The 23,662-nt window shown below is 54.4% G+C and carries 16 protein-coding genes; 8 read left to right on the top strand and 8 right to left on the bottom strand.

Going from position 1 to position 23,662, the window contains the following annotated elements; all coding sequences use genetic code 11:
- The first annotated feature begins 34 nt into the window (after positions 1-34).
- Together smc and IGS16_RS15120 are read left to right on the top strand one after the other, a co-directional pair.
- Positions 35-3,769, top strand: coding sequence for a chromosome segregation protein SMC (gene smc / locus IGS16_RS15125; protein WP_297086786.1), 3,735 nt, complete (start codon positions 35-37; stop codon positions 3,767-3,769).
- A 262-nt stretch (positions 3,770-4,031) separates the two neighbouring features.
- Positions 4,032-4,991, top strand: coding sequence for a PRC-barrel domain-containing protein (locus tag IGS16_RS15120; RefSeq protein WP_297086784.1), 960 nt, complete (start codon positions 4,032-4,034; stop codon positions 4,989-4,991).
- Positions 4,992-5,152: 161 nt separating this feature from the next.
- On the opposite strand, the gene IGS16_RS15115 is transcribed toward IGS16_RS15120, so the two are convergent.
- The 6 genes from IGS16_RS15115 to grpE all read right to left on the bottom strand — a co-directional run bounded on the left by IGS16_RS15115 (position 5,153) and on the right by grpE (position 13,831).
- Positions 5,153-7,333: a GAF domain-containing protein gene (locus IGS16_RS15115; RefSeq protein WP_297086782.1), complete on the bottom strand. Its 2,181-nt coding sequence runs from the start codon at positions 7,331-7,333 to the stop codon at positions 5,153-5,155.
- Between the two features lie 664 nt (positions 7,334-7,997).
- On the bottom strand, positions 7,998-9,119 hold the full coding sequence (gene rsgA, locus IGS16_RS15110) for a small ribosomal subunit biogenesis GTPase RsgA (protein WP_297086779.1): 1,122 nt from the start codon (positions 9,117-9,119) through the stop codon (positions 7,998-8,000).
- A 2-nt stretch (positions 9,120-9,121) separates the two neighbouring features.
- Positions 9,122-9,376, bottom strand: a complete 255-nt coding sequence (locus tag IGS16_RS15105; protein WP_172356230.1) for a sulfurtransferase TusA family protein — start codon at positions 9,374-9,376, stop codon at positions 9,122-9,124.
- 9 nt (positions 9,377-9,385) lie between these two features.
- Entirely contained in the window at positions 9,386-10,516 is a 1,131-nt protein-coding gene (gene dnaJ / locus IGS16_RS15100) for a molecular chaperone DnaJ (protein WP_297086777.1), read from the bottom strand.
- 303 nt (positions 10,517-10,819) lie between these two features.
- Positions 10,820-12,814, bottom strand: a complete 1,995-nt coding sequence (dnaK, locus tag IGS16_RS15095; RefSeq protein ID WP_297086775.1) for a molecular chaperone DnaK — start codon at positions 12,812-12,814, stop codon at positions 10,820-10,822.
- A gap of 324 nt (positions 12,815-13,138) precedes the next feature.
- Entirely contained in the window at positions 13,139-13,831 is a 693-nt protein-coding gene (gene grpE / locus IGS16_RS15090; RefSeq protein ID WP_297086773.1) for a nucleotide exchange factor GrpE, read from the bottom strand.
- 768 nt (positions 13,832-14,599) lie between these two features.
- Here grpE and IGS16_RS15085 point away from each other — a divergent pair.
- From IGS16_RS15085 to IGS16_RS15070, 4 genes are all read left to right on the top strand, one after another.
- Positions 14,600-16,603 carry a GspE/PulE family protein gene (locus IGS16_RS15085; RefSeq protein ID WP_297086771.1) on the top strand — a complete coding sequence of 668 codons (2,004 nt, stop codon included), beginning with the start codon at positions 14,600-14,602 and terminating at the stop codon, positions 16,601-16,603.
- A gap of 78 nt (positions 16,604-16,681) precedes the next feature.
- Positions 16,682-17,812: a type IV pilus twitching motility protein PilT gene (locus IGS16_RS15080; RefSeq protein WP_297086769.1), complete on the top strand. Its 1,131-nt coding sequence runs from the start codon at positions 16,682-16,684 to the stop codon at positions 17,810-17,812.
- A 328-nt stretch (positions 17,813-18,140) separates the two neighbouring features.
- The gene (locus tag IGS16_RS15075; RefSeq protein WP_297086767.1) at positions 18,141-19,376 is read left to right on the top strand and encodes a type II secretion system F family protein; all 1,236 of its coding nucleotides are present in this window, start codon (positions 18,141-18,143) and stop codon (positions 19,374-19,376) included.
- Positions 19,377-19,539: 163 nt separating this feature from the next.
- Complete coding sequence (locus IGS16_RS15070; RefSeq protein WP_297086763.1) at positions 19,540-20,145, top strand: hypothetical protein; 606 nt, start codon at positions 19,540-19,542, stop codon at positions 20,143-20,145.
- A 35-nt stretch (positions 20,146-20,180) separates the two neighbouring features.
- Here the strand turns inward: IGS16_RS15070 and IGS16_RS15065 are convergent, their stop codons facing one another.
- A complete protein-coding gene (locus IGS16_RS15065; RefSeq protein WP_297086762.1) occupies positions 20,181-20,768 on the bottom strand; it encodes a hypothetical protein in 588 nt (195 codons plus the stop codon).
- A 20-nt stretch (positions 20,769-20,788) separates the two neighbouring features.
- Positions 20,789-21,226 (bottom strand): DUF4079 domain-containing protein, encoded by a 438-nt coding sequence (locus IGS16_RS15060; RefSeq protein WP_297086760.1) that lies wholly within the window; start codon positions 21,224-21,226, stop codon positions 20,789-20,791.
- Between the two features lie 287 nt (positions 21,227-21,513).
- Between IGS16_RS15060 and atpD the strand changes: the two genes are divergently transcribed.
- Both atpD and atpC read left to right on the top strand, forming a co-directional pair.
- Entirely contained in the window at positions 21,514-22,971 is a 1,458-nt protein-coding gene (gene atpD, locus IGS16_RS15055; protein WP_277772814.1) for a F0F1 ATP synthase subunit beta, read from the top strand.
- Between the two features lie 126 nt (positions 22,972-23,097).
- A complete protein-coding gene (atpC, locus tag IGS16_RS15050) occupies positions 23,098-23,511 on the top strand; it encodes an ATP synthase F1 subunit epsilon (protein WP_297086759.1) in 414 nt (137 codons plus the stop codon).
- Positions 23,512-23,662 lie beyond the last annotated feature (151 nt).

Raw genomic sequence — 23,662 nt, 5'->3', positions numbered from 1 at the left:
ATATTCGTATTAACCCCTCTGCTCCTGCCCCTTTGTGTACGTTAAGCGCGTAGAGCTGTCTCACTTTAAATCCTTTGGCGGCACAACGCAGGTTCCGTTGCTGCCAGGGTTTACCGTGATTTCTGGCCCAAACGGATCGGGCAAGTCGAATATTCTAGATGCGCTGCTGTTTGCGCTGGGGTTGGCGGGTTCCAAAGGAATGCGGGCAGAGCGGCTACCAGACTTGGTGAATCAGAGCGTCGCCAGTCGTGGCCGCAGCACGGTGGAAGCCAGCGTCACCGTTACCTTTGCGCTGGATGAAGAAGATATCGCAGCCTACCAAGGCGATGACGATCCCTTGCCCAGCGCTGATCTAGCCTTTGGCGAAAGCAACGGGCAGGTTGGGGCTGTAGACGCTCAGAGCCATTTGAACGGCAATAACGGCAACGGTAGTCATGGCAATGGGAATGGCAAAACGCCGGATGCCAACCAACTCAGCGTTGCCCCGGCGATGGTTCCTTTCAACGAATGGAGCGTGACGCGCAAGCTGCGGGTGACGCAGCAGGGAACTTACACCTCGAACTATTACATTAATGGGCAGCCCTGCACGCTGAATGAACTGCATGAGCAGCTTCACCGCTTTCGGATTTATCCCGAAGGCTATAACGTCGTGCTGCAAGGCGACGTAACCAGCATTATTTCCATGAACCCACGGGAAAGACGGGAAATTATCGACGAGTTGGCGGGCGTGGCGGCGTTTGACCGTAAGATTTCTCAGGCGAAGGACAAGCTGGACGCGGTGAAGGAGCGGGAAGAGAAGTTTCGTATTGTGGAGCGGGAACTGATCGAGCAGCGCGATCGCCTCGCTCAGGATCGCCTCAAGGCAGAGAAATATAAGCGACTCAAAGCCGAGTTTCAGACTAAGAGCCAGTGGGAAGTGGTGCTGAACTGGCGCAGTCAGCAAGACCAGGCGCAGAAGCTCCAGCAGCAGATCGAGGAGGGCGATCGCGCTCTTTCGGAAACTGCTACTCAACTCACGGCGCTGGCGACTGAAATTCAGCAAATCACCGCTGACCTAGACCGGCTGAATGCGCGGGTGAAGGCGCTGGGCGAGGATGAACAGCTTGCCTTGCAATCGACCCTGGCGACGCGCGAGGCGGAACTGCGCCAGCTTCAACGGCAGGAGCAAGACCTGCTGACGGCGAACCGCGACACAATGGCGCAGATTGCCCAGGCGCAGCAGGCGCTTCAGGAGCAAATGCAGATGCTAGAACAGGCTTCTACGGATCAGCAGCGCATCGAAACCCAGGAAATTGCTGCCCTCCAGGCGGCCCGCGATCGCGCTCAGCAAGCGCTACAAGCCAGCCGGGAACAGTCCAGCGCGATCGCTGAAGCGTCGGAGGCCTGGGTGCAGGAGCAAGCCGCCCTGCGTCGCCAGATGGAGGCGTTGCTGAACCAAATTGAGCCGCAGCGCATGGAGCAGGCGCGGCTGCAAGAGCGGGTGTCGCAGCTTCGCGCCAAGATTCAGGAGCAGACGGAGGCACTGGGGGCGATCGCCCAATCGCTGGCTGAAAAGCAGTCCGAGCAGTCTACCGTTGAAGCGCAGCGGGCCGAGGCTGAAACCCAGGTGCAGCGACTCGCTCAAGCGCTTGCCGAAGCCGAGCAAGACCTCCGCATCCAGCAAGACACCCAGGCCCGCCTGCTGAATGAGCAGCGCGACAAACAGCGCCAGCTTGACCGCCTGGAAGCCCAGACTCAGGCCATGCAGGAGGCCCAGGGCACCGGAGCCAGCCAGGTGATTTTGAGCGCAGGTATTGACGGGGTTCACGGGCTGGTGGCGCAACTGGGGCGGGTCGATTCGCCCTATCAGCTAGCGCTGGAAATCGCGGCGGGGGGTCGCCTGGGCAACTTGGTGGTGGAAGACGACCGAATCGCGGCGCGGTGCATCGACCTGCTGAAGCAGCGGCGGGCGGGGCGGGCGACGTTCCTGCCGATGAACAAAATTCGCGTGCCGCAGTTTACGGAAATTCCCAAGGGTAACCGACCGGACGGGTTTGTGGACTATGCCGTGAACCTGATTGACTGCGATCGCCACTTTGAGGACGTGTTCGCCTATGTCTTTGGCGGCACGGTGGTCTTTCGCACGTTGGAACAGGCACGACCGCACTTGGGCAAATATCGCATCGTGACGCTGGACGGCGAACTGCTGGAAACCAGCGGCGCGATGACGGGCGGCAGCGTGTCCCAGCGGCAAGGCTCCCTGAGATTTGGCACCGTGCAGCCGGGAGAATCGGCCGAAGCGGCCACATTGCGCGATCGCCTCTTGGAAATCGACACCATTCTGCGGCGCTGTGAAGGGGCGATCGCCCAGGGCACAGAAGCCGTCCGCACCCACACCCAATTGCTCAATGAAGCCCGCCAGCAGCAGCGCGACGTGCAAATGCTGGCGAATCAGCTCCAGTCCCAACTGGCGACGCTGGTGACGCAGGAAGGGCAGCTCCGCACCCAGCTTTCGCAAAACCGCCAGGAGCTTGGCCCATCCGAAGAGCGCCTGCAAACGCTGGAGCGTGACCTGCCCGCCCAGGAAGCCGAACTCCAGCGCCAGCGCCAAGTCCTGGCAGACCTGGAGCAATCGCAAACCCACAGCGAGTGGCAGCAAATCCAGGCGACCATTCGCCAGCAGGAGGCAGAATTGGGCGATCGCCAGCTTGCCCTGCGATCTGCCGAACAGCGGGTTCAAGACCTGGAAATTCAGCGACAGCGCCTCCAAGAAAAAATCGCCCAGCTAAATCAGCGGCTGCACGATCTCCGCGCTCAGCAGACGACGCAGATGCAGCAGCGATCTGCGCTGGGGACTCAGCAAACCGCCCTCAGCCAGACCATCGCCCAGACCCGCGCAGCGCTAGATTCGCTAGAGGCATCCCTCGCGTCGGAAAAACAGGAGCGCGATCGCACAGAACGTTTGTTGCGCGATCGCCAAACCGCTCAGCAACAGGCCGACTGGCAGCGCCAAAAACTCCAGGAAACCCAGCAGACCCGCCGTGAAAGCTTGACCACGCTCCAGGCAGCGCTAGAAGCAAAGCAGGCGGAGTTACCAGATCCATTGCCAGAGTTGCCCGATCCACTGCCCGACCTGGGCGAATTGCAGCACGAACTGCGATCGCTCCAGCGCCGCATCGAAAACATGGAACCCGTCAACATGCTGGCCTTGGAGGAATATGAGCGTACCCAGGAGCGCCTAGAAGACCTCAGCCAAAAGCTCGGCACGCTGGACGAAGAGCGCAGCGAGCTGCTCCTCCGCATCGAAAACTTCACTACCCTGCGTCAGCGGGCCTTCAAGGAGGCTTTTGATGCTGTCAACATCAACTTTCAATCCATCTTTGCCGAACTGTCCGACGGCGATGGCTATCTGCAACTCGACGACCCCAACGATCCCTTTGGCAGCGGGCTAAATCTGGTTGCTCATCCCAAGGGCAAGCCCGTCCGCCGCCTCGCCTCCATGTCTGGAGGCGAAAAATCCCTCACTGCCCTTAGCTTCATTTTTGCTCTCCAGCGCTATCGTCCCTCGCCCTTCTACGCTTTCGACGAAGTGGATATGTTCCTGGATGGCGCAAACGTGGAGCGTCTTTCCCGCATGATCAAGCACCAGGCCCAGCAGGCTCAGTTCATCGTTGTTAGCCTGCGCCGCCCGATGATCGAAGCCGCCCAGCGCACCATCGGCGTCACCCAGGCGCGGGGAGCCTATACGCAGGTGCTGGGCATCGACTTGCAGCAGAACGTTTCGGGGTGAGGGAGGAGTGGAGGAGGAAAGAGCGAAGAACGAAGAATGAAGAATGAGGGGCGAAGAGCGAAGAGATTCCGTTTTTCGTTTTTCACTTTTCGTTTTTTCCGTCTCTTGCCCCATCCCCCAAAGGGCGGCTTTCCGAACTCAAGACAGACTTACCAAACGTTCGAGTTTGGTTAAGATTGGCTTAGTATTGATATCTGACCGTATCTACTGTATTCATATTTCAATCGAACTATTTCAACCAGTTCGAGGTTAGGACTCGACAATGACATCTGAACAAATCCGCCAACGCTCAGACCTTCTTGGGACGCAAATTATCACCCGCGACACCGGCAAACGCCTGGGTGTCGTCAGCCAGCTATGGGTAGATGTCGATCGCCGCGAGGTGGTTGCCATCGGTCTGCGGGAAAGCATCCTGTCGGGCGTGGTGTCTGGCACCCAGCAGATGATGTATCTTGCGAACATTCGCCAGATCGGCGACGTGATTCTAGTCGATGACGACTCTGCGGTAGAGGATGAAGTTGACACAGAAGCGTATAGCAGCCTGATCAACAGCGAAGTGATCACCGAGACGGGAGAACTGCTGGGGAAGGTGCGGGGCTTCCGGTTCAACGTCGAAAATGGTCATCTAGAGTCTATTATCATTGCCTCGATTGGGTTTCCCTTCATTCCCGATCAGGTCGTCAGTACCTACGAACTGTCGATTGAAGAGGTGGTGAGCAGCGGTCCCGATCGCCTGATTGTGTTTGAGGGCGCAGAGCAAAAGATGTCGCAGCTTAGCGTGGGCTTTTTGGAGCGCATCGGCATTGGTCGTCCGCCGTGGGAGCGCGACGAAGAAGACTACATTATGCCGGTGTCTACGTCCAACCAGTTGCCGACGGGTGTGCGTACCCCTGCACCTCAGCCGATGCGTGCGCCTGCCCGCGAATCGACTTGGGACGACGATACCTGGGAAGAACCCCGCCGCCCGATTCAGGAGCCGCTGCGTCAGCGCCAGCCAGAGCCGCTCTACCGCGATGAGTCGGAAGATAACTGGAACGAGCCGCCCCGTCGTCAGCAGTATGCTGAAGCTTACGAAGATGCGGATGCCTACGAACCTGCGATGAAAGAGGAGCTAGACGACGTGTGGGAAGATGACGATAATCCTCAGCCCTACCGTGCGCCGCAGTTAAACATTCCTGAGCGGCAAAAGGTCGTGGAATATGAGGAAGATGCAGACTACTAACGGATTTCTGTTAGTGGGCTAGTGGCAGCGGACTGCTGTGAGTAGGCTAGTAATAGTGGGCTTAAAGGCTACTAAGCGACAACAGCACAAAGCTTAGGAGCAAAGGGTCGCCCGTTGTTGTCTTGTGAACGGAGCCATGCAAGCACTATGGCTCTATGGAGCTATTGGGTTGGATTGGCTGGACTTGAAGATTTAGGCATTTGTTTCCGAGTCTGGTACTGATGGACTGGGATTTTAATCTGAAACTCTGTGCCTTTACCAGGTTGCGAGATGCATTCCAGAGTGCCACGATGCCGTTCACAAACAATTTGTTGGCTAATGGAAAGCCCTAGACCCGTCCCTTTGCCAACTGGCTTGGTTGTGAAAAAGGGATCGAATAGTTTGGTTAGCAACTTTTCAGGCACTCCGGGGCCATTGTCAGCAATGCAGATGCAGACATATTGAGGGCGATCGCTCTTTGCATTCTCTAGGTTGTCAACGGGAGCATTATGTAGATTCTGTTGATCAGGTTGATCACACAACTCTGTTCGGATAGTAATCGTGGGCTGGGATAAATCACTAATGCTATTGCTTACTGATTCCTGAACTGAGTTTTCTCGTGCTGCAATTTGCTCCTCTAACGCATCGATTGCATTGCTAAGCAAATTCATAAACACCTGATTGAGCTGGCTAGGATAGCATTCTACTAGAGGCAACTGCCCGTACTCTTTAACTAGTTGGATATTATGGGCAGAGTTAGAAGCTGATTTGGGCTTAAGGCGATATTGCAAAATTAGCAAGGTGCTTTCTAGCCCTTCGTGTAAATCTACAACTTTCATCTCTGCTTCATCAAGCCGCGAGAAATTCCGCAGAGACAGCACGATGCTACGAATTCGCTCAGCCCCGATTTGCATAGAGGCTAGCATTCGAGGAAAGTCTTCCATCAAAAATTCAATGTCAATTTCTTCGGTGCGATCGCCCATGAAGCAAACGGGCTGCGGATAGTTTTCCTGATAGATTTTAACTAATTCCATTAAGTCTTGAGCATAGCAGCGAGCATGGCTTATATTGCCATGAATAAAGTTAACAGGGTTATTAATCTCGTGGGCAATTCCAGCTACAAGCTGCCCTAGGCTTGACATTTTTTCACTTTGAATTAGCTGGGTTTGCGCCTTTTTGAGATGCTCTAATGCAGCAGCAAGATCCCGAGATTTCTGCTGCGTTTGGGCTAATAACTCTGCCTGTTGTAGCGCAACACTAAGCTGAGCTGCGATCTGTTTAGCGAACTCGATTTCCTCTGGCTCCCAGAGGCGGGGTTCAGCACATTGATGAACACATAATAAGCCCCACAAATAAGCTCCTTGCAACAGTGGTAAAACCAAGTTGGCGCGGATTTGAAAGCGCGAAAGCACGTCGATGTGGCACGCTTGAAGACCTGCTGAATAAATGTCAGAAACTGCTTGAATTTGTCCCTGATGGTAGGCAGCAGAATAGCGATCTCCAAAACAGTGATCATGAACTTTTCCTGCTAGCACCGATGCATAGCCCTGCTCAACACTCTCCGAGACAAACTCTCCATCGTTCCAGTTAGAACCTGGTGCAAAGCGGAAAATTGCAACCCGATCAGACTTAAGTAATTGTCGAGATTCAGTTGCAGCAGTCCTAAAAATAGTTGCCAAATCCATCGGCTCTCGAATTCGAGCTACAACCTTGAACAAGGCTTTTTGCTGTTCTGACTGAAAACGCACTTTGTCTAGCAGGTTTGCTTGCTGAAGCGCAACACCAAGATGAGTAGCAACTTGTTGAATAAACTCGATTTCATCAGATGTCCAAGAACGAGAAGCGGAACATTGATGAATGCAAAGCAGCCCCCAAAGTGTTTCTTCTTTTAGAATCGGTACAACCAAATTGGCGCGGATTTGAAAGCGACTCAAAATCTCAATATGACAGTCTTTCAGACCTGCTGTTTGAATATCGCTAATAGCTTGTACTCGCCCTTTGTGGTAATCAATCGCATACTGAGTGCCGAAGCAGTGATCATGAACTTTTTCTGATAAAACTGACTTAAATTCGAGGGAGACATCTTCTGCGACAAACTCGCCATCATTCCAACCAGAATTGGGGGCAAAGCAAAAAAGCGCGACGCGATCTGCATTTAGCAGTTGCCGGACTTCAATTGCAGTTGTCTTAAAAATTGCTTTCAGCTCTAAGGATTCACGAATTTTTGTAATGACTCGAAATAGGGCTTTCTGTTGCCCTGTCTTAGAACTATCTATCTCAGCCGAAAGATGCTGTTGGAGTTGCTCGAAGGTGGCATCATTGTTGCAAATGGCTTTCAATTGTTCTAGCTGTTGGTAATCCATGGAGATTTTGACGAGATATCAAGAGGATGCAGCACAAGTCTTGAATACCCTAGCTCTAGGAGACCTCGAAAAACAGGGCCGCTTGTTGAGACAAGCTTGATGTACCATGGCTTATTTCTTCATGCGGCAATTAATCAAGGTTCCTTTATAGATATAGAACAGGTTATTTGAGGAACCAACAGGGAGATCTTTGTTAGGATTTACAACTGTTTGCAGAAGGACGGCTTGCAGATGGATTAGTTAATCTCGCACTATGGCGCTCTATAACGCTCAGGAATCTTTGTAATTGGGGTGATTGGGGTCTTCAGTCAAAGATGACTACTGGGTGCCTACGCCATTTGGCTGAGCAAGGCTTAATTTAAGGTTTCCCAAGAATCTTTGCAGAATTAACATACAAATTAAGCACAAATTAAGCAACTTGGAGGTGGACTCTACGACTTTATGCTTAGTTTAGGTTGCGAAAGTCCACTACTGCATTAAGTTTTTTAATGAAAGTGTAAGTAAATGAACTTTAAATGAGGTAGGTAGTATTTTCAGCGCTTTTCTATTTTTTGCATGGTCTTTTTTGCATGGTCTCTTGCTGGCCGCGCTTGTAGGTAGTGCCCAACAAGTGTAAGACTGGCGCGGAAGGACGATTTTTCGCGGGTGCAGCCCATGAGTCTGGTTAATCTAATGCATTCTCCGCGTCTACTTCTGCTTGCCATTCCCGAAGGCGCTGCTTTTCAACTCGGCGGGAGGGCTGGCGATACTTTTTGCGCTCTAGCTTTGGCTCGATTTCGGTCTGGCCGTGTTGGCGGCTTTTTTGTTTGGTTGTGGCTTCGGCATCGCGGTTGCGTTCTTGGGTTTCCTGATGGGCGATCGCCTCTTCTAGAAAAATTCGATAGTGTTCATAGCGCTCCCAATCGCCGCGAACGGCGCAGCCTGGGTCTTCTCGATGCAGGCAGTTGCTAAATTGACAGGCAGCTTGCGCCATCCGCTGGCGGGCTTCTGGGAAGTAGTGAGCCAGTTCGACCGGAGTACAGTTCAGATCGGGCTGATTAAACCCGGGACTATCGGCTAGCAGCCCGCCCGCTGGCAATTCAAACAATTCTACATGGCGCGTGGTGTGGCGGCCTCGCTGGAGCTTGCCCGACACCTCGCCGACGCGCAAATCCACGGCTGGAATCAGCGCATTGAGCAAGCTGGATTTGCCCACGCCAGAGGGGCCAGAAACGACGGTGATTTGCTTTGCCAGATGAGGCACAAGCTGATCTAGCCCCAGACCTTCGCGCACACTGACCATCAATGGAGAATAGCCCCACTGCCGCAGGCGATCGCCCCACGCCACCAATTCCGCCTCCGGCAGCAGGTCGCATTTATTCAAACACAGGCATACCGATAGTCCTGTGGACTCGGCTTTGACCAAAAAGCGGCTGAGTTGGAAGGGATCAAGTGCGGGTTCTGCTAGGGCAAACACCAGCAAAATCTGATCGGCATTGGCAATGGGTGGGCGATCGAGTTCGGAGCGACGGGGAAACACCTGGGCGATCGCCCCTCGCTGTCCGGCCCAATCGGGTTCTTCAACTTCGACGCGATCACCTACCCAAACCTGCTGCCCGATTTTTCGCAGGCGCGATCGCCGCGTACACAGCAGCATATCCCCCATGTCTGGCGGATAGCAGCCTGGGTCTAGCCGCACAAAGTAGTAATTGGCCTGCACCGCCAGCACTGTACCCGTGATCCGTTGCGCCCCCACCTGCTGAACCGTGGCCTCAACGAGCGACTGGGGCTGGCAATCTGCACCCATAACTAGGGACGGCGAATGCTAAGGGCAAAATAAGCGCCGTCTCCGCTTTGTCGCTCCTGCACTTGCTCGATCGGGTATCCTTCCATTCGCAAGCTATCGGGCACCTGCTCCATCGGCTCTCCTGGATCAAGCCACACTTCCAGGAGCGATCCAGCGGGCATTTTTTCTAGACGCAGCTTGGTCCGCACAAAATTTAGCGGACAGGGCGTGCCGCGCAGATCAAGCTGGATATCTGGGACTGGGGAAGATTCCGTCATGCATCCTGCTCAAGACTTGTGAAACAGATTGTCTAGGAAGCCCATGCCGCCCTTGCCGATGCGATCGCCCCGCAGTTTGGCAAGCTCCTCCAGCAGCTTCCGTTCCTCTGCCGAAACGCGAGTGGGAATATCAACCTGAACCGTAATTAGATGATCGCCCCGGCTCGTGGGGTTTCCTAAACGAGGCACGCCGCGATTCTCCAGCGTAATCACCGTTCCGGGCTGAGTTCCAGGCGGAACAATGGTTTCCACAGGCCCATCGACCGTGTTTACCTCTAACTTCGAGCCAAGAATCGCTTGCAGGTAGCTAATCTTCAAGTTTGACAGAATATTGATGCCATCCCGCTGAAATTCCGCGTCGTCGTTGACAAACAGAAAAACGTAAAGATCGCCCGGTGGGCCACCCCGCATTCCTGCATCTCCCTCAGAAGAAATGCGGAGCCGCGTCCCATTGTCCACGCCAGCAGGAATCGTAATTTTGAGCTTTTTGGCTTCCTGTTTTTGTCCGCTGCCACCACACACGTCGCACTTTTCTTCAATCATCTGCCCGCTGCCGTTGCAGGTGGGGCAGGTGGACACCTGGGTAAAGCTGCCGAACGGGGTTCGGGTGGCCCGCCGCACCTGCCCCGCGCCGCCGCAGGTCGTGCAGGTTTTGGGACGAGTGCCAGGCTTTGCGCCCGATCCGCTACAGTGGGTGCAGGTTTCCAGGTGGCTAATGCGGATTTCCTTTTCGCCACCAAAGATGGCTTCACGAAAGTCAAGCTTCAGGTCAAGCCGCAGATCCTCGCCGCGGGTGGGGCCACTGCGACGGCGGGCCTGCTGACCTGGAGCCGCACCCGCAAAGTTGCCAAAAAAGCTCTCGAACAGATCTGCAAAGCCGCCTAAATCGGTAAAGTCTTGATAGCCTGCGCCAGCCGCAGAGCCAACGCCTGCTTCACCAAAGCGATCGTAGCGAGCGCGAGTTTCTGGCTCTGAAAGCACTTCGTAGGCGCGGTTAATTTCTTTGAAACGTTCTTCAGCGCCTTCCTCTTTGTTGACATCGGGGTGATACTTGCGGGCAAGCCGTCGATAGGCTTGCTTTAGCTCCTCTTTGTCGGCATCGCGAGAGACACCCAGAATGTCGTAGTAGTCACGGGCCATAGAACGCTGCTGGGGGTTGAGTAATTTGGCGTGAATAGAGTCGGGGAAACTAGGTCAGCACCGTACAAACAGGCGATTTGGACACCCAATTCCCCACATCCTACATCGTAACGAATTGTTTGCGATCGCACCCTGTCATTGAAGTGGGCATAACCGAACCAACCCCCCCACATAGCAGCGGCTAGCCGTTGAAGCCCCTGACAACCCGGAGAAATTGGCAAATCGGACACTTTCAGGAGCCAACGCCCCTGAGACAAACAGCGCAACCAATGCTCCTCAAGCGGGAATACGCGATTCGCTGCCCTAATCCACTGCCTCGTAGTCAGCCGTCACGGTTTCGTCTGTCTCGAAGCTGAAGTCGTCTTCGTTGAACGCTTCTGTAAGTTCCGGCTCTCCACTGCCACTAGGCCAGGCAACTGTTGGATCATCATAGCTATCGGCACCACTGCCATAGCCGCCATAGTCGCCGTTAGAATCTGACTCATCATAGGCTTGTTGATAAATCACTGAGCCAATCGCAAACAGGGCGTGCTGGAGCGCGTCTAGACGGGACTTCATAGTGTGTACATCCAGCGTCCGATCGGCGATCGCCGCCCGCAGTTCCGCTACTTTTTCGGCAGCCTCCGCCTTGTACGCTTCAGGAATCCGGTCGCCATTCTCGCGAAGCGTCGTCTCGTAGTTGTTGAACAGGATATCGGCCTGGTTGCGATATTCCACCAGCAGACGACGGTTTTGATCTTCCTCAGCGTAGAGATCTGCCTCCATCCGCATCCGTTCAACCTCAGCCTCACTGAGTCCGCCTGTGTTCGTGATCCGAATAGTTTGCGCCCGACCTGTACCCTTATCGCGGGCGCTGACTTGCAGAATACCGTCTGCGTCGATTTCAAAGGACACCTCGATTTGTGGCACACCACGCGGTGCGGGCGGAATCCCCGTCAGTTGAAACTTTCCGAGGCTCTTGTTGTCCTTCACCATCGCCCGTTCCCCTTGCAGAACGTGGATCTCGACTGAGGTCTGTCCATCGGTTGCTGTAGAGAAGGTCTGGGTCTTGCTGGTAGGAACTGTAGTGTTGCGCTCGATGATGCGAGTAAACACGCCGCCGAGTGTTTCAATCCCCAGCGAGAGCGGCGTTACGTCCAGCAGCAGCAGGTCTTTTACCTCGCCGCCCAAAACGCCTGCCTGAATTGCCGCACCCAGGGCAACCGCCTCATCGGGGTTGACAGAGCGATCGGGAGCTTTGCCGTTGAAATACTTCTTGATGGCTTCTTGAACTGCTGGAATCCGGGTAGAGCCGCCTACCAGCAAAATGCGGTCTAAATCATCCGCACTCAGGCCGCAATCCTTCAGCGCTTGCTCGACAGGTTCAAGCGTGCTTTCGACCAGCTCATTCACCAGTTCTTCAAACTTGGCGCGGGTCAGCTCCATTTCCAGGTGCTTTGGCCCAGTTTCGTCGGCTGTGATGAACGGTAGGTTGATGGTCGTCGTGAGCATACTCGAAAGCTCGATTTTGGCCTTCTCCGCAGCTTCACGCAGGCGTTGTAGCGCCATCTTGTCGCTAGAGAGGTCGATCCCTTCTTGCTGCTGGAAACTGGACATGAGCCACTGAACCAGCACATTGTCAAAGTCATCACCGCCCAAGTGGTTGTTGCCAGAGGTGGATTTCACCTCAAACACACCGTCACCGAGTTGCAGCACGGACACATCAAACGTCCCGCCGCCTAGGTCAAACACCAGCACGCTTTGTTCCTGGTCCTGTTTGTCCAGTCCATAGGATAGAGCTGCAGCGGTTGGCTCGTTAATGATCCGCAGCACTTCTAGCCCTGCAATGGTGCCTGCATCCTTGGTGGCCTGGCGCTGGGCATCTGTGAAGTAGGCCGGTACGGTGATAACCGCCTGGGTGACTGGTTCTCCTAAATAGTTTTCAGCATCCTGCTTCAGCTTTTGCAGGATCATGGCGGAAATTTCTTGAGGCGTGTAGGAACGTCCGCGAATTTGCACGTCTACCGTGTCATCTTTCCCCCGGACACAGGTGTAGGGGACTCGGCTTTGCTCGTCGGTCGTGTCGTCCCAGCGCCGCCCGATAAACCGTTTAATGCTGAAAATGGTGTTTTCGGCATTGGTCACAGCCTGACGCTTGGCGAGTTGCCCTACGAGCCGCTCACCGTTTTTGCCAAACCCAACAATGCTAGGAGTGGTGCGTCCTCCCTCTGAGCTGGAAATGACAACGGGTTGACCGCCCTCTAGGACAGCAACACAGCTATTCGTTGTGCCCAGGTCGATGCCAATGACTTTTCCCATAATTTAGCTAGTAGCGGCTATCAGATTTCAAGTGAATGAGTCGGAGACCAGAAGCTGATTTAACTCTTAGCAAGTATTCCGCAATTGTTCGGGAATTTAATCAGTCGCGCTTAAAAATGTTTCTAGAGACTCCGCAAAAAGCAGGAGATTTGCTGGATAGTAGCCTTGTTTAGGCTGAGTTTTTGGGTACAACTACCTGAATCTTGCTCCAGACTGCATGGTGTAGTCAGGTTTGATTGAGTGACTCAGGACGATTCTTGAAAAGCGCTTACCTTTCGCACAACGGTTGGTCAGCAGATTCCCGAACTAAATTCTGGTCTAGCTTTATCCTTCAGACGATGAATCAGCGTCACCATCGTCTGAAGGAGCAACAGCAGTGGCAACCTTGACCATTGCATGGCGCAAGACGCGATCGCCCAGCATGTAGCCCCGCACCAGTTCCTCGATGACTGTGCCCTCAGCGTATTCTTCGGACGGCTCCCGCATAACGGCTTCATGCAGGTTTGGGTCAAACTCTTTGCCCTCAGAGCGCATTGGAGAAACGCCGATGCGCTTGAGCCGTTCTACCAGATCTTTGTAGACTCCCTGATAGCTTTTGTGAATCGCCATGCCTTCGTCGCCCTGGGGCTTGATCTGCGATCGCGCTCGTTCAAAGTTATCGACGACAGGCAGCAGTTCTTCAACGGTTTTGCACTTAATCTGCTGCTCTAGGTCTTCTTTCTCCTTTTGGGTGCGCTTGCGGAAGTTCTCAAAATCTGCCGCAATCCGCTTGCAGTGGTTTGTCCACTCTTCAAGCTGCTGTTCTAGCGTTGCCACTTTTTGATTTAGCTCATCGACGAGCGCTGAAGAGTCTCCGCTGGGAACCTCTGCGACGACCTCCACCTGAGGCTCGGTCGATGATTCGACCGTCGAGGCAGATGGCTCGACTACTTCGGTATTCATGACTTCGCTTTCCACGCCATTGCTTTCAGCGGACACGTCATCACCCTCCATCGGTTGTTTCTCTTCTTCGATCATGCTTACCTAACGGATGTCGTTTTGTGAACTGGACAAAATCTGAGTCGAAGGGATCGTTGCTTCGGGGTCGAGCCTTGAGCAGCCCCTTCGGAAGCTTGCAATCAAGAGTCTGAAGTCGAGCCTGTTGTAGGATCTGGCTCCTTAGCCTACTCATTTTCTCTCTGAATTAACCCTTCGTCGCCCTTCTTTTCGTCGCCCTTCTTCTTGATGTACTCTTGCAACGCTTCTACTTTTATGTATTGTGCCTCAGGTTTTAAGAATTCTGACGCGACAGACAAATATCCCTTACTCCCGATGCCAGAGCGATCGCACGTAGCTGTACAACTCAGCCAAACGGGCAAACCGTAAGGTCTAAACCGTTTATCTCAGTTTGTGTAACGGATGAGTCTGGGCTGTGCTATACAGAATGCATCGATCACCAGCCCATCAGCTACCTAATCCAGAGTACCCCACCGACGATAGTTTATCGACCTCTATGGGGAATACTGGATGCATTCGTGATAGTCCACGCTCGTTCAGGGCATTTGTCAGACGGGTCATGGGCAATGGGTGAATCTGGCGATCGCCCTTTGCAGCGAAATGCCGTCAGGTATCCGAACTAACGCTCGGAATGCCCAAGCTGACTTCCGTAACCCGATTTCCATAATCCCGTTTTAGAACTTGTAAACCGCAAGTTCACTCTCGCTTCCTCCAGCAGCCCCAGACACCCTCTGGCATCGGTGCTGGGACAATAACTCTATACAGGCTATAAACCTCTCAGCAGCAGCTATGGCTAACTCTTCATCCCAGCGTCGTGCCCTCGTTGTTCAGCACAATTTCTCGCCGTTTAGCAACAAGCTGATCCAGGCGGGCTACGTCAACAACGACCAGATGCAGCAAGCCCTGGTGGAAAGCCGCAAAACAGGGCGACCGCTGACGGATGTGTTAGAGATGATTACAGGTCAGCAGTTGCCGCCTGACCTGCTGCGCCAATATAAGAAGCAACAGCTTTTTGAACTTAAAATTCTCTACGGAGTTGAATCCCTCGATCCAGAACTCAACGAAATTTCAACTGCACAAGTCGGGCAACTCATCGACAGTCTCATTCCCGTCGATCTGTGCCGTCGCTATCGCCTCGTGCCTCTGTCGCGCACCGAAAGCGAACCGCCCGCAGTGCTGATCGCAATGGTCGATCCAGACGACTTGGCGGCCCAAGACGACCTCAACCGCATTCTGCGTCCGCAGGGTCTGGGGCTAATGCGGATGGTGATCACGGTTGAAGACTATCAGCGGATCATCTCTCAATATCTAGATGAGCAGGTCGAACGCCAGAAGCAGCTTGAGTTTCAGTCCAAGGTGGATGTGAAGGCAGATCTTGAAGGGCTGGATTACCTCGATCTGGAGGAACCCCCCGACGATATCGAAGCCAACCTGGATGCTGCCCTTCAGGATGCAGATGCTGCACCTGTGATTGCCTTGGTCAACAAAATTCTGGTGAAGGCGCTTCAGGAAGGGGTTTCCGATATCCACATCGAGCCACAGGAAGAACATCTCCGCATTCGCTTTCGCAAAGACGGCGTGCTGCGGGAGGGTCTGGAGCCGCTGCCCAAGAAAATCGTTCCGGCGGTCACCGCTCGCTTCAAAATCATTGCTGATCTGGACATTGCCGAACGCCGGATGCCTCAGGACGGGCGCATTCGCCGGATTTTTGACGGGCGCAAGGTGGACTTTCGGGTGAACACATTGCCCAGCCGCTATGGTGAAAAGGTGGTGCTGCGGATTCTCGACAACTCCGCTACTCAGCTTGGGCTGGACAAACTGATCACCGACCCAGAAACGCTGCAAATTGTGCAGGAAATGGTATCGCGTCCCTTTGGTCTGATCCTGGTGACGGGGCCGACTGGATCGGGTAAAACGACAACGCTCTACTCTGCCCTGGCGGAGCGCAATAGTCCCGGCGTGAACATCAGCACCGCCGAAGACCCGATTGAATACTCCCTACCGGGGATTACCCAGGTGCAGGTGATCCGCGAAAAAGGGATGGACTTTGCCTCGATTCTGCGAGCCTTCCTGCGGCAAGACCCGGACGTGATTCTGGTGGGTGAGACTCGCGACAAGGAAACGGCGAAGACGGCGATCGAGGCGGCACTGACCGGACACCTAGTGCTGACGACGCTGCACACGAATGACGCTGCGAGTGCGATCGCCCGTCTCGAAGAAATGGGCGTAGAGTCCTTCATGGTGTCTAGTTCGCTGATTGGCGTGCTGGCTCAGCGCCTCATGCGCCGCGTCTGCCCCGACTGCCGTATTCCCTACAGCCCTAGCCCCGAAGAACTGGCCCGCTTTGGACTGTCGGCTTCTCGCGAAGCAGAAGTGACCTTCTATAAGGCCAACGAACTGTCACCTGACGAAATTCAGTCCGCCCGCGCCCAAAACACCCTCTGCCCCACCTGCAAGGGTAGTGGCTACAAAGGACGCTGCGGGGTATATGAAGTCATGCGTGTAACGGAGCAAATCCAGACTCTCATCACTGAAGGCGCACCCACCGAGCGAATCAAGGAAGTGGCAGTAGACGAGGGCATGAAAACCTTGCTGGCCTATAGCCTGAACTTGGTCCGACAAGGCAGCACCACCTTGGAGGAAGTGGAGCGTGTTACCTTCACCGATACCGGTCTAGAAGCCGAACTCAAGGCCAAGCGCAAGAGTTCGCTGACCTGTCGCAACTGCGCCGCTGAGTTGCGCCCCGAATGGCTAGATTGTCCCTATTGCACCACGCCTCGCTTCCAGGATTAGTGCTGCTTGCCCTAAGCGTTCGCTATTCCCCTCCAATCTGTCTTACAAGCACAACTTTGCATAGAAGGAGCCACCCACATGGAATTGATGATCGAAGACTTGATGGAGCAATTGATCGAGATGGGCGGGTCGGATATGCACCTGTCGGCTGGATTGCCGCCCTACTTCCGCATCAATGGCCACCTCGCTCCCATCAACGATGAGCCAATGACCGCTGAGCAGTGCCAGCGCTTGATTTTCAGCATGCTCAACAACACCCAGCGCAAAAACCTGGAGCAAAACTGGGAACTGGACTGCTCTTATGGCGTAAAAGGCTTGGCTCGCTTCCGGGTAAACGTGTACAAAGATCGGGGCACCTACGCCGCCTGTTTGCGGGCATTGAGTTCCAAGATTCCTAGCTTTGAGAAGCTGGGCTTGCCGGATGTGGTGCGAGAAATGGCGGAAAAGCCCAGAGGATTGATTCTGGTGACGGGGCCGACGGGTTCTGGCAAAACCACAACGCTGGCGGCCATCATCGACCTGATCAACCGCACTCGTGCAGAGCATATTCTGACCGTCGAAGACCCGATTGAATTCGTCTATGAACCTGTTAAGAGCTTGATCCACCAGCGCCAGCTTGGGGAAGACACCAAGAGCTTTGCTAACGCGCTAAAGGCAGCCCTGCGGGAAGATCCAGACGTGATTCTGGTGGGCGAAATGCGTGACCTGGAGACGATTTCATTGGCGATTTCGGCGGCGGAAACCGGACACCTGGTGATGGGGACGCTGCACACCAGTTCTGCTTCTCAGACGGTTGACCGGATGATTGACGTGTTTCCTGCTGAGCGTCAGCAGCAGGTGCGGGTGCAGCTTTCCAACTCGCTGGTGGCGGTGTTTAGTCAAACGCTGGTGCCCAAGAAGAACCCCAAGCCAGGTGAATTTGGCCGCGTGATGGCCCAGGAAATCATGGTTGTCACGCCGGCGATCGCCAACCTGATTCGCGAAGGCAAAACTGCCCAAATCTATTCTGCTATTCAAACGGGCGGCAAACTGGGCATGGTCACCCTGGAGAAAGTGCTGGCTGACCTATACAAGGCGGGCACTATTTCCTTTGAGGCGGCTATGTCGAAAACCTCTCGCCCCGACGAACTCCAGCGGCTGATTGGCGGCGCAATGCAGCAACCCGCGCCGGGTGGTGCGCGTCCGGGTGCGCCTGTGGGTACTCGATAGAACCGCTTGAGTGGTACAAAACACGGTTCAGAACCGCCAGAGCAGCAGCCCAAAGGACATGTTCCATCTTGAGGAATGGATTTCAACAGGCTGCTGTTTTCCCAAAGCATCTTCTAAGTTCCCCTTGTTCTTCTACCAATTCAAAGTTTGGCCAGAGTTGTGTCATTTTGAGCGAATTTCACTACACTGCTAGGTATCGAAATCGGTATCGAAAAATTAGGTATTGAATAAAGTGGAACTCAAGGATCTTACCGATTAGCAGCCTTGCAGTTTGACTCCTGGCGAAATTCCTGATTTACGTCGTCTCGTATCCCCTTCCTCAGCCGCTATGCAAACCTACGTTGTTCGTGCCCGCGACTCTAAGGGCAACCCGGTGAAACGCAAGATCAGCGCTGCCTCTCCTGCTGAAGCACGCACCACGCTGCGGGAACAGGGACTATTTGTGCAGGAGTTGGCTGAAGATCGCAGCCTGTTTGAAAAGCTCAACACGCTTGATCTAAAGGACATTCAAAATTCTTTTGCAAAGGTCACGGTCAAGGACAAGGCCGTTTTTTCTCGACAGTTTGCAGCACTGGTCAACGCGGGCGTGGCACTAGTTCGCGGTTTGGGGGTGCTAGCGGATCAGTGCCCCAATCCCAAGCTGAAAAAGTCGCTCCAGGCCATCAGTGCAGATGTGCAGCAGGGAACGAACCTGTCGGATTCGATGCGGAAGCATCCGGAGTGCTTTGATGACCTGTATGTCAGCATGGTGCAGGCTGGCGAAGTCGGCGGTGTGCTGGATGACGTGCTGAATCGGCTGTCCAAACTGCTGGAAGATATTGCCCGATTGCAGAACCAGATTAAATCTGCGATGGCGTATCCGGTGACGGTGGGGATTATTGCCATCCTGGTGTTTTTGGGCATGACGATTTTTCTGCTGCCCATTTTTGCCAATATTTTTGATGAACTGGATGCAGAGCTACCCGCATTTACCCAGTTCATGCTGAATATTAGTAACTTTCTGAGAACGCCGATTTACCTGATTGCGCTGGTGATTATTGTGGTTCTGGGAGCCTTTGCCTATCGCCAGTATTACAAAACCCGCGTGGGTCGGGAAACGATGGATCGCTTTTTCTTGAAAATGCCCCTGTTTGGCGATCTGGTACAAAAGAGCGCTACGGCTCGCTTTTGCCGGACGTTTGGGGCGTTGTCTCGTTCTGGGGTTCCGATTCTGACTTCGCTAGAAATTGTGCGCGACACAGCGGGAAACCAGGTGATTTCTAATGCGGTGGACGAAGCGCGAAAGGAGGTGCAGTCGGGCGGCATGATTAGTCTGGCGCTCCAGCGGGAGCAGGTGTTTCCAATCATGGCGATCCAGATGATCAGTATCGGCGAGGAGACGGGCGAGATCGACTCGATGCTGATGAAGGTGGCGGACTTCTATGAAGATGAAGTGGAGCAGGCTGTAAAGGCGCTGACCAGCATCATGGAGCCGATCATGATTGTGTTTTTGGGTGGCATGGTGGGGTCGATTCTGGTGGCGATGTATCTGCCGATGTTTGCGGTGATGGACAATATTAAATAGGCAAAATTAAATAGGCAAAAGCATAGGCGAGGATATACAAGCGTTGCGTTTTACCCCGCCTAATATTTCCTAGTAAGAACTCAAGCAAGATGTAGAGCGAGGTTGGACGAAACTAGTTGGACGAAACTAGAGCGATCGCCCTCCTTCGATTCATCTAAGTCCTATGGCGAATTTGCAACTGCGCTACGAAGAACTGCTGGCTGAGTACAGCGACCATCGGGGGGCGATCGCCCTGCTTAAGCAATATCGCCCTTACCTGGAAACCGTGCCCAGTATGCGCCGCCCCGACGACAGCGTGATTACAATTCCGTTGCCCGTGGTGCGCGTGCGGCAGGCGGGTGTGTCGGCGGAATCGGGTGGAGCAACGGTGTCGGCTGGTGAAGTGCTGCGGTTGCCCTGCGACGTGGCAATTCTGATGTGTGATCCGGAATGGCAAGTGAAAACCGGGCCAGAAATCTTTGTCTTTATCTATCGACCCAATGAGGATTTTTCGGAACTGCTGAGCCGCTGGCGGCGCACCCAGGTGCTTCTCGACAAGGGCTATGAATGGCTGATGCCGCCGCGTCACAAGCATATTCTAAGTGAAGCGGCTGAAGAAACTCACCCGCTGTTTGTGGTGTTTCAGGACACGCCGGAGCGGATTCGTCGGGGGCTGCGGGGCGCTGGGCTGCCGTTTGTGGTGCAGGCGATCGCCGACTGGCCAGAGGATGAGGATAAGGCTCTCTCGCCAGAGCGGTCTTCGTCAGAAGTTCTGGAAACTGAAGAATAGAGGTCTATCCCGGAAATTCGCTCTGGCATTGGGCATTAAGCAGGCATCCCAACAGTCAGCGCGATCCAGATTGTCCAGGTGTCTATCAACAGCAGCAGGAGCGTCAGCCCCAGCAAAATCAGATACATCCACGGCTGAGACAGCGGGCGCACGTCGGTCGTGTCGATGCCTGTCTTGGTCTGCACCAGCGACACTAGCCGAGCAAAGCCTGCCACCCGCATCGGCAGCAGCTTTGCCTCGCCTGCTTGAGTCAAAAAGTAGTAGACTAGTCCGCCCTGCCCGGTGGAGCGCGGCTTGAGTGATGTAATCTCTGACCAGTCGAGGCTCCAGCCCTTTCGCAATAAATCGGGAACCCAGCGGGGATAGGCAACCTGAATGCCCGTATTGGTTACGATCACTCGCTCGCTGAGGGCAGCATAGAGGGCGATCGCCCCCAGTCCCAGCCCCACCGCTAGCACTCCCGGCGGCACAGGCGCTTGGGTTACATCTGCCAAAAACGGTAGCGGCACCGTCAGCGCGACATAAAACAGCAGCAGCGTCAGGCGGATTAGCGGCGAAATGCGGAACGTCTGAGGCAACTCTGGCAACGGCGGAGATAGCGATTCAGCGGAAGAGGTAGCCATAGAACTCAGAAGTGAAAAAACTAGGGCAGGTATTTTTGCACGACGCTCCAGCCCGACAGAGAGACAGCCAGAAAGCCCAGGAACAGTACCAGATTGGTGCCTACATGGAGCGATCGCGCCCAGGGTCGTCCGGCTCCAATCTGCATGGCGCTACCCGCAGACAGCAGCACCAGCGCCACTACCGTCAGCCCTGCGACCAGATGCACCGAATGCCCCAGACTGCCGTAGTAGCCCAGCGTCCCCACCAGCCCAATTGTTAGCAGCAGCAGCACCAGCAATACCAGCAACCCGCCCAGAGCCAGGTGGAGCGATTGCAGCCACCCTGGTCTGGGGATCGCCTGACGACGACTACGCCGCATCCAAACCCCGCTGATCCCCAGCAGGCTATAGGTCAAAAGCGATAGCCCCATCGACCAGGCCGCAATGCGCCAGAGCCAGAGAAAAGAAGGAAGGTTCAAATTACCATCCAGGATAGATACATAGATCCTTTACGCAAGCCAGGTTGCCAGATGGCTAGCACCTAGCAATTATCCTCATTATTGGCTATTTGGGGGACTGATTGAACAGTCGGTGCAGTTCTGAAGCAGCTCTGATGAGGTGGCTACAGAGCGTCGTCACTGGAGATCCTAAAAATTTTGAGAACTTTTTGTGACAGGTTTAGTGATAATCTGAAAAGTGGCAATTTTACGTTATGTTAAAGCTGTCACGAACCCCTCAAAAAGCTGATCAGACGATAGGCGAAAGCATGGTCACCACAGCAGAGAAAACTAATATTGGCTACATTACTCAGGTCATTGGGCCCGTCGTAGACGTGCGCTTTCCCAGTGGCAGCCTGCCTCAGATTTATAATGCATTGACGGTTAAAGGACAAAACGCCGCTGGGCAAGAAATTTCGGTCACCTGCGAAGTGCAGCAGCTTCTGGGTGACAACCAAATCCGCGCCGTGGCAATGAGTTCGACCGATGGACTGGTGCGGGGCATGGAGGCAGTAGACACGGGCGCACCCATCAACGTGCCTGTGGGAACGGCAACGCTGGGAAGAATTTTTAACGTACTGGGTGAGCCGGTTGATAACAAAGGTGATGTGGCAACGCAGGACACCCTGCCAATTCACCGCGAAGCTCCCAAGCTGACCGACCTAGAAACCAAACCCTCGGTGTTTGAAACTGGAATTAAGGTGGTTGACCTGCTCACTCCCTATCGCCGGGGCGGCAAGATTGGACTGTTTGGCGGCGCTGGTGTGGGCAAGACCGTGATCATGATGGAATTGATCAATAACATTGCGACCCAGCATGGTGGTGTGTCGGTGTTTGGCGGCGTGGGCGAACGCACCCGCGAAGGCAACGACCTCTACAACGAAATGATTGAGTCGGGTGTGATCGACAAGGACAACCCTGCCAACTCGAAGATTGCGCTGGTGTATGGCCAGATGAATGAGCCGCCCGGAGCGCGGATGCGGGTGGGTCTGTCGGCGCTGACGATGGCAGAATACTTCCGGGACGTAAACAAGCAGGACGTGCTGCTGTTTATTGACAATATTTTCCGGTTTGTGCAGGCAGGTTCTGAAGTGTCTGCGCTGCTGGGCCGGATGCCGTCTGCGGTGGGCTATCAGCCGACGCTGAGTACTGACGTGGGAGCGCTGCAAGAGCGGATTACCTCGACCCGCGAAGGTTCGATCACCTCGATTCAGGCGGTGTACGTGCCTGCGGACGACTTGACCGACCCCGCCCCAGCAACGACTTTTGCCCACCTGGATGGAACCACGGTGCTGTCTCGCGGCTTGGCCTCCAAGGGCATTTATCCAGCCGTAGACCCGCTGGACTCTGCTTCGACTATGCTTCAGCCGGACATTGTGGGCGATGACCACTACAACACGGCTCGTGCGGTGCAGGCAACGCTCCAGCGTTATAAAGAGCTTCAGGACATCATTGCGATTCTGGGTCTAGATGAACTGTCGGAAGACGACCGCCTGACGGTGGCCCGCGCCCGCAAGATTGAGAAGTTCCTGTCGCAGCCGTTCTTTGTGGCGGAAGTGTTTACGGGTGCGCCTGGCAAGTACGTGACACTCGATAAAACCATCCAGGGCTTTAAGAAGATCCTGGCGGGTGAACTGGATGATCTGCCGGAAGGGGCCTTCTACATGGTGGGCGACATTGACGAGGCGATCGCCAAGGGCGAAAAGATGAAGTCTGAAGGCAAGTAATGTTTTGAATCGCTGGGTATGTGCAGTTTACGCTGTACATACCTGGCTTGAGATGATCCATAGCGCTATTTCTTTAACGCTATTTCCTTCGACTCGCTTTTGATTCTCTAACCCCAATTCAACGTTATGCCGCTAACTGTTCGAGTCATTGCGCCAGACAAAACGGTCTGGGATTCTCCGGCAGAGGAAGTGATTCTGCCCAGCACTACGGGTCAGCTTGGCGTGCTGAGCGGACATGCGCCGATGCTGACGGCTCTGGATACGGGCGTGATGCGCGTCCGTGCGAATAAGGACTGGGTGGCGATCGCCCTGATGGGTGGCTTTGCGGAGGTCGATCAGGACGAGGTTACGATCCTGGTGAACGGCGCAGAGCGTGGCGATGCGATTAACCAGGAAGAGGCGCGGACTGCCTTTACTGAGGCTCAGGCTAAGCTTAACCAGGCTCAAAGTGGTGGCTCTCGCCAAGAGCAGCTTCGTGCAACTCAGGCCTATAAGCGGGCTCGCGCTCGGTTCCAGGCATCGGGTGGCATGGTGCAGTAGCCAAATGCCTGGTTCGATTCATTCTCGTTTCATCTCACCCAAACGCGATGGGCAGACTCTAGTTCAGCAAGGGCCTACCCATTGCGTTTTTGTTTTCTCGCTTTTTTGATCGGCTAACATCTGCTAACGACTGTTGGTCTGCATAGGCTTA

This window comes from Thermoleptolyngbya sp. C42_A2020_037, assembly GCF_015272455.1.
In the GTDB taxonomy this organism is placed as follows: Bacteria; Cyanobacteriota; Cyanobacteriia; order Elainellales; family Elainellaceae; genus Thermoleptolyngbya.
Note: the sequence above shows the minus strand (reverse complement) of the source record. Positions and strands in the feature narration are given on the sequence as shown.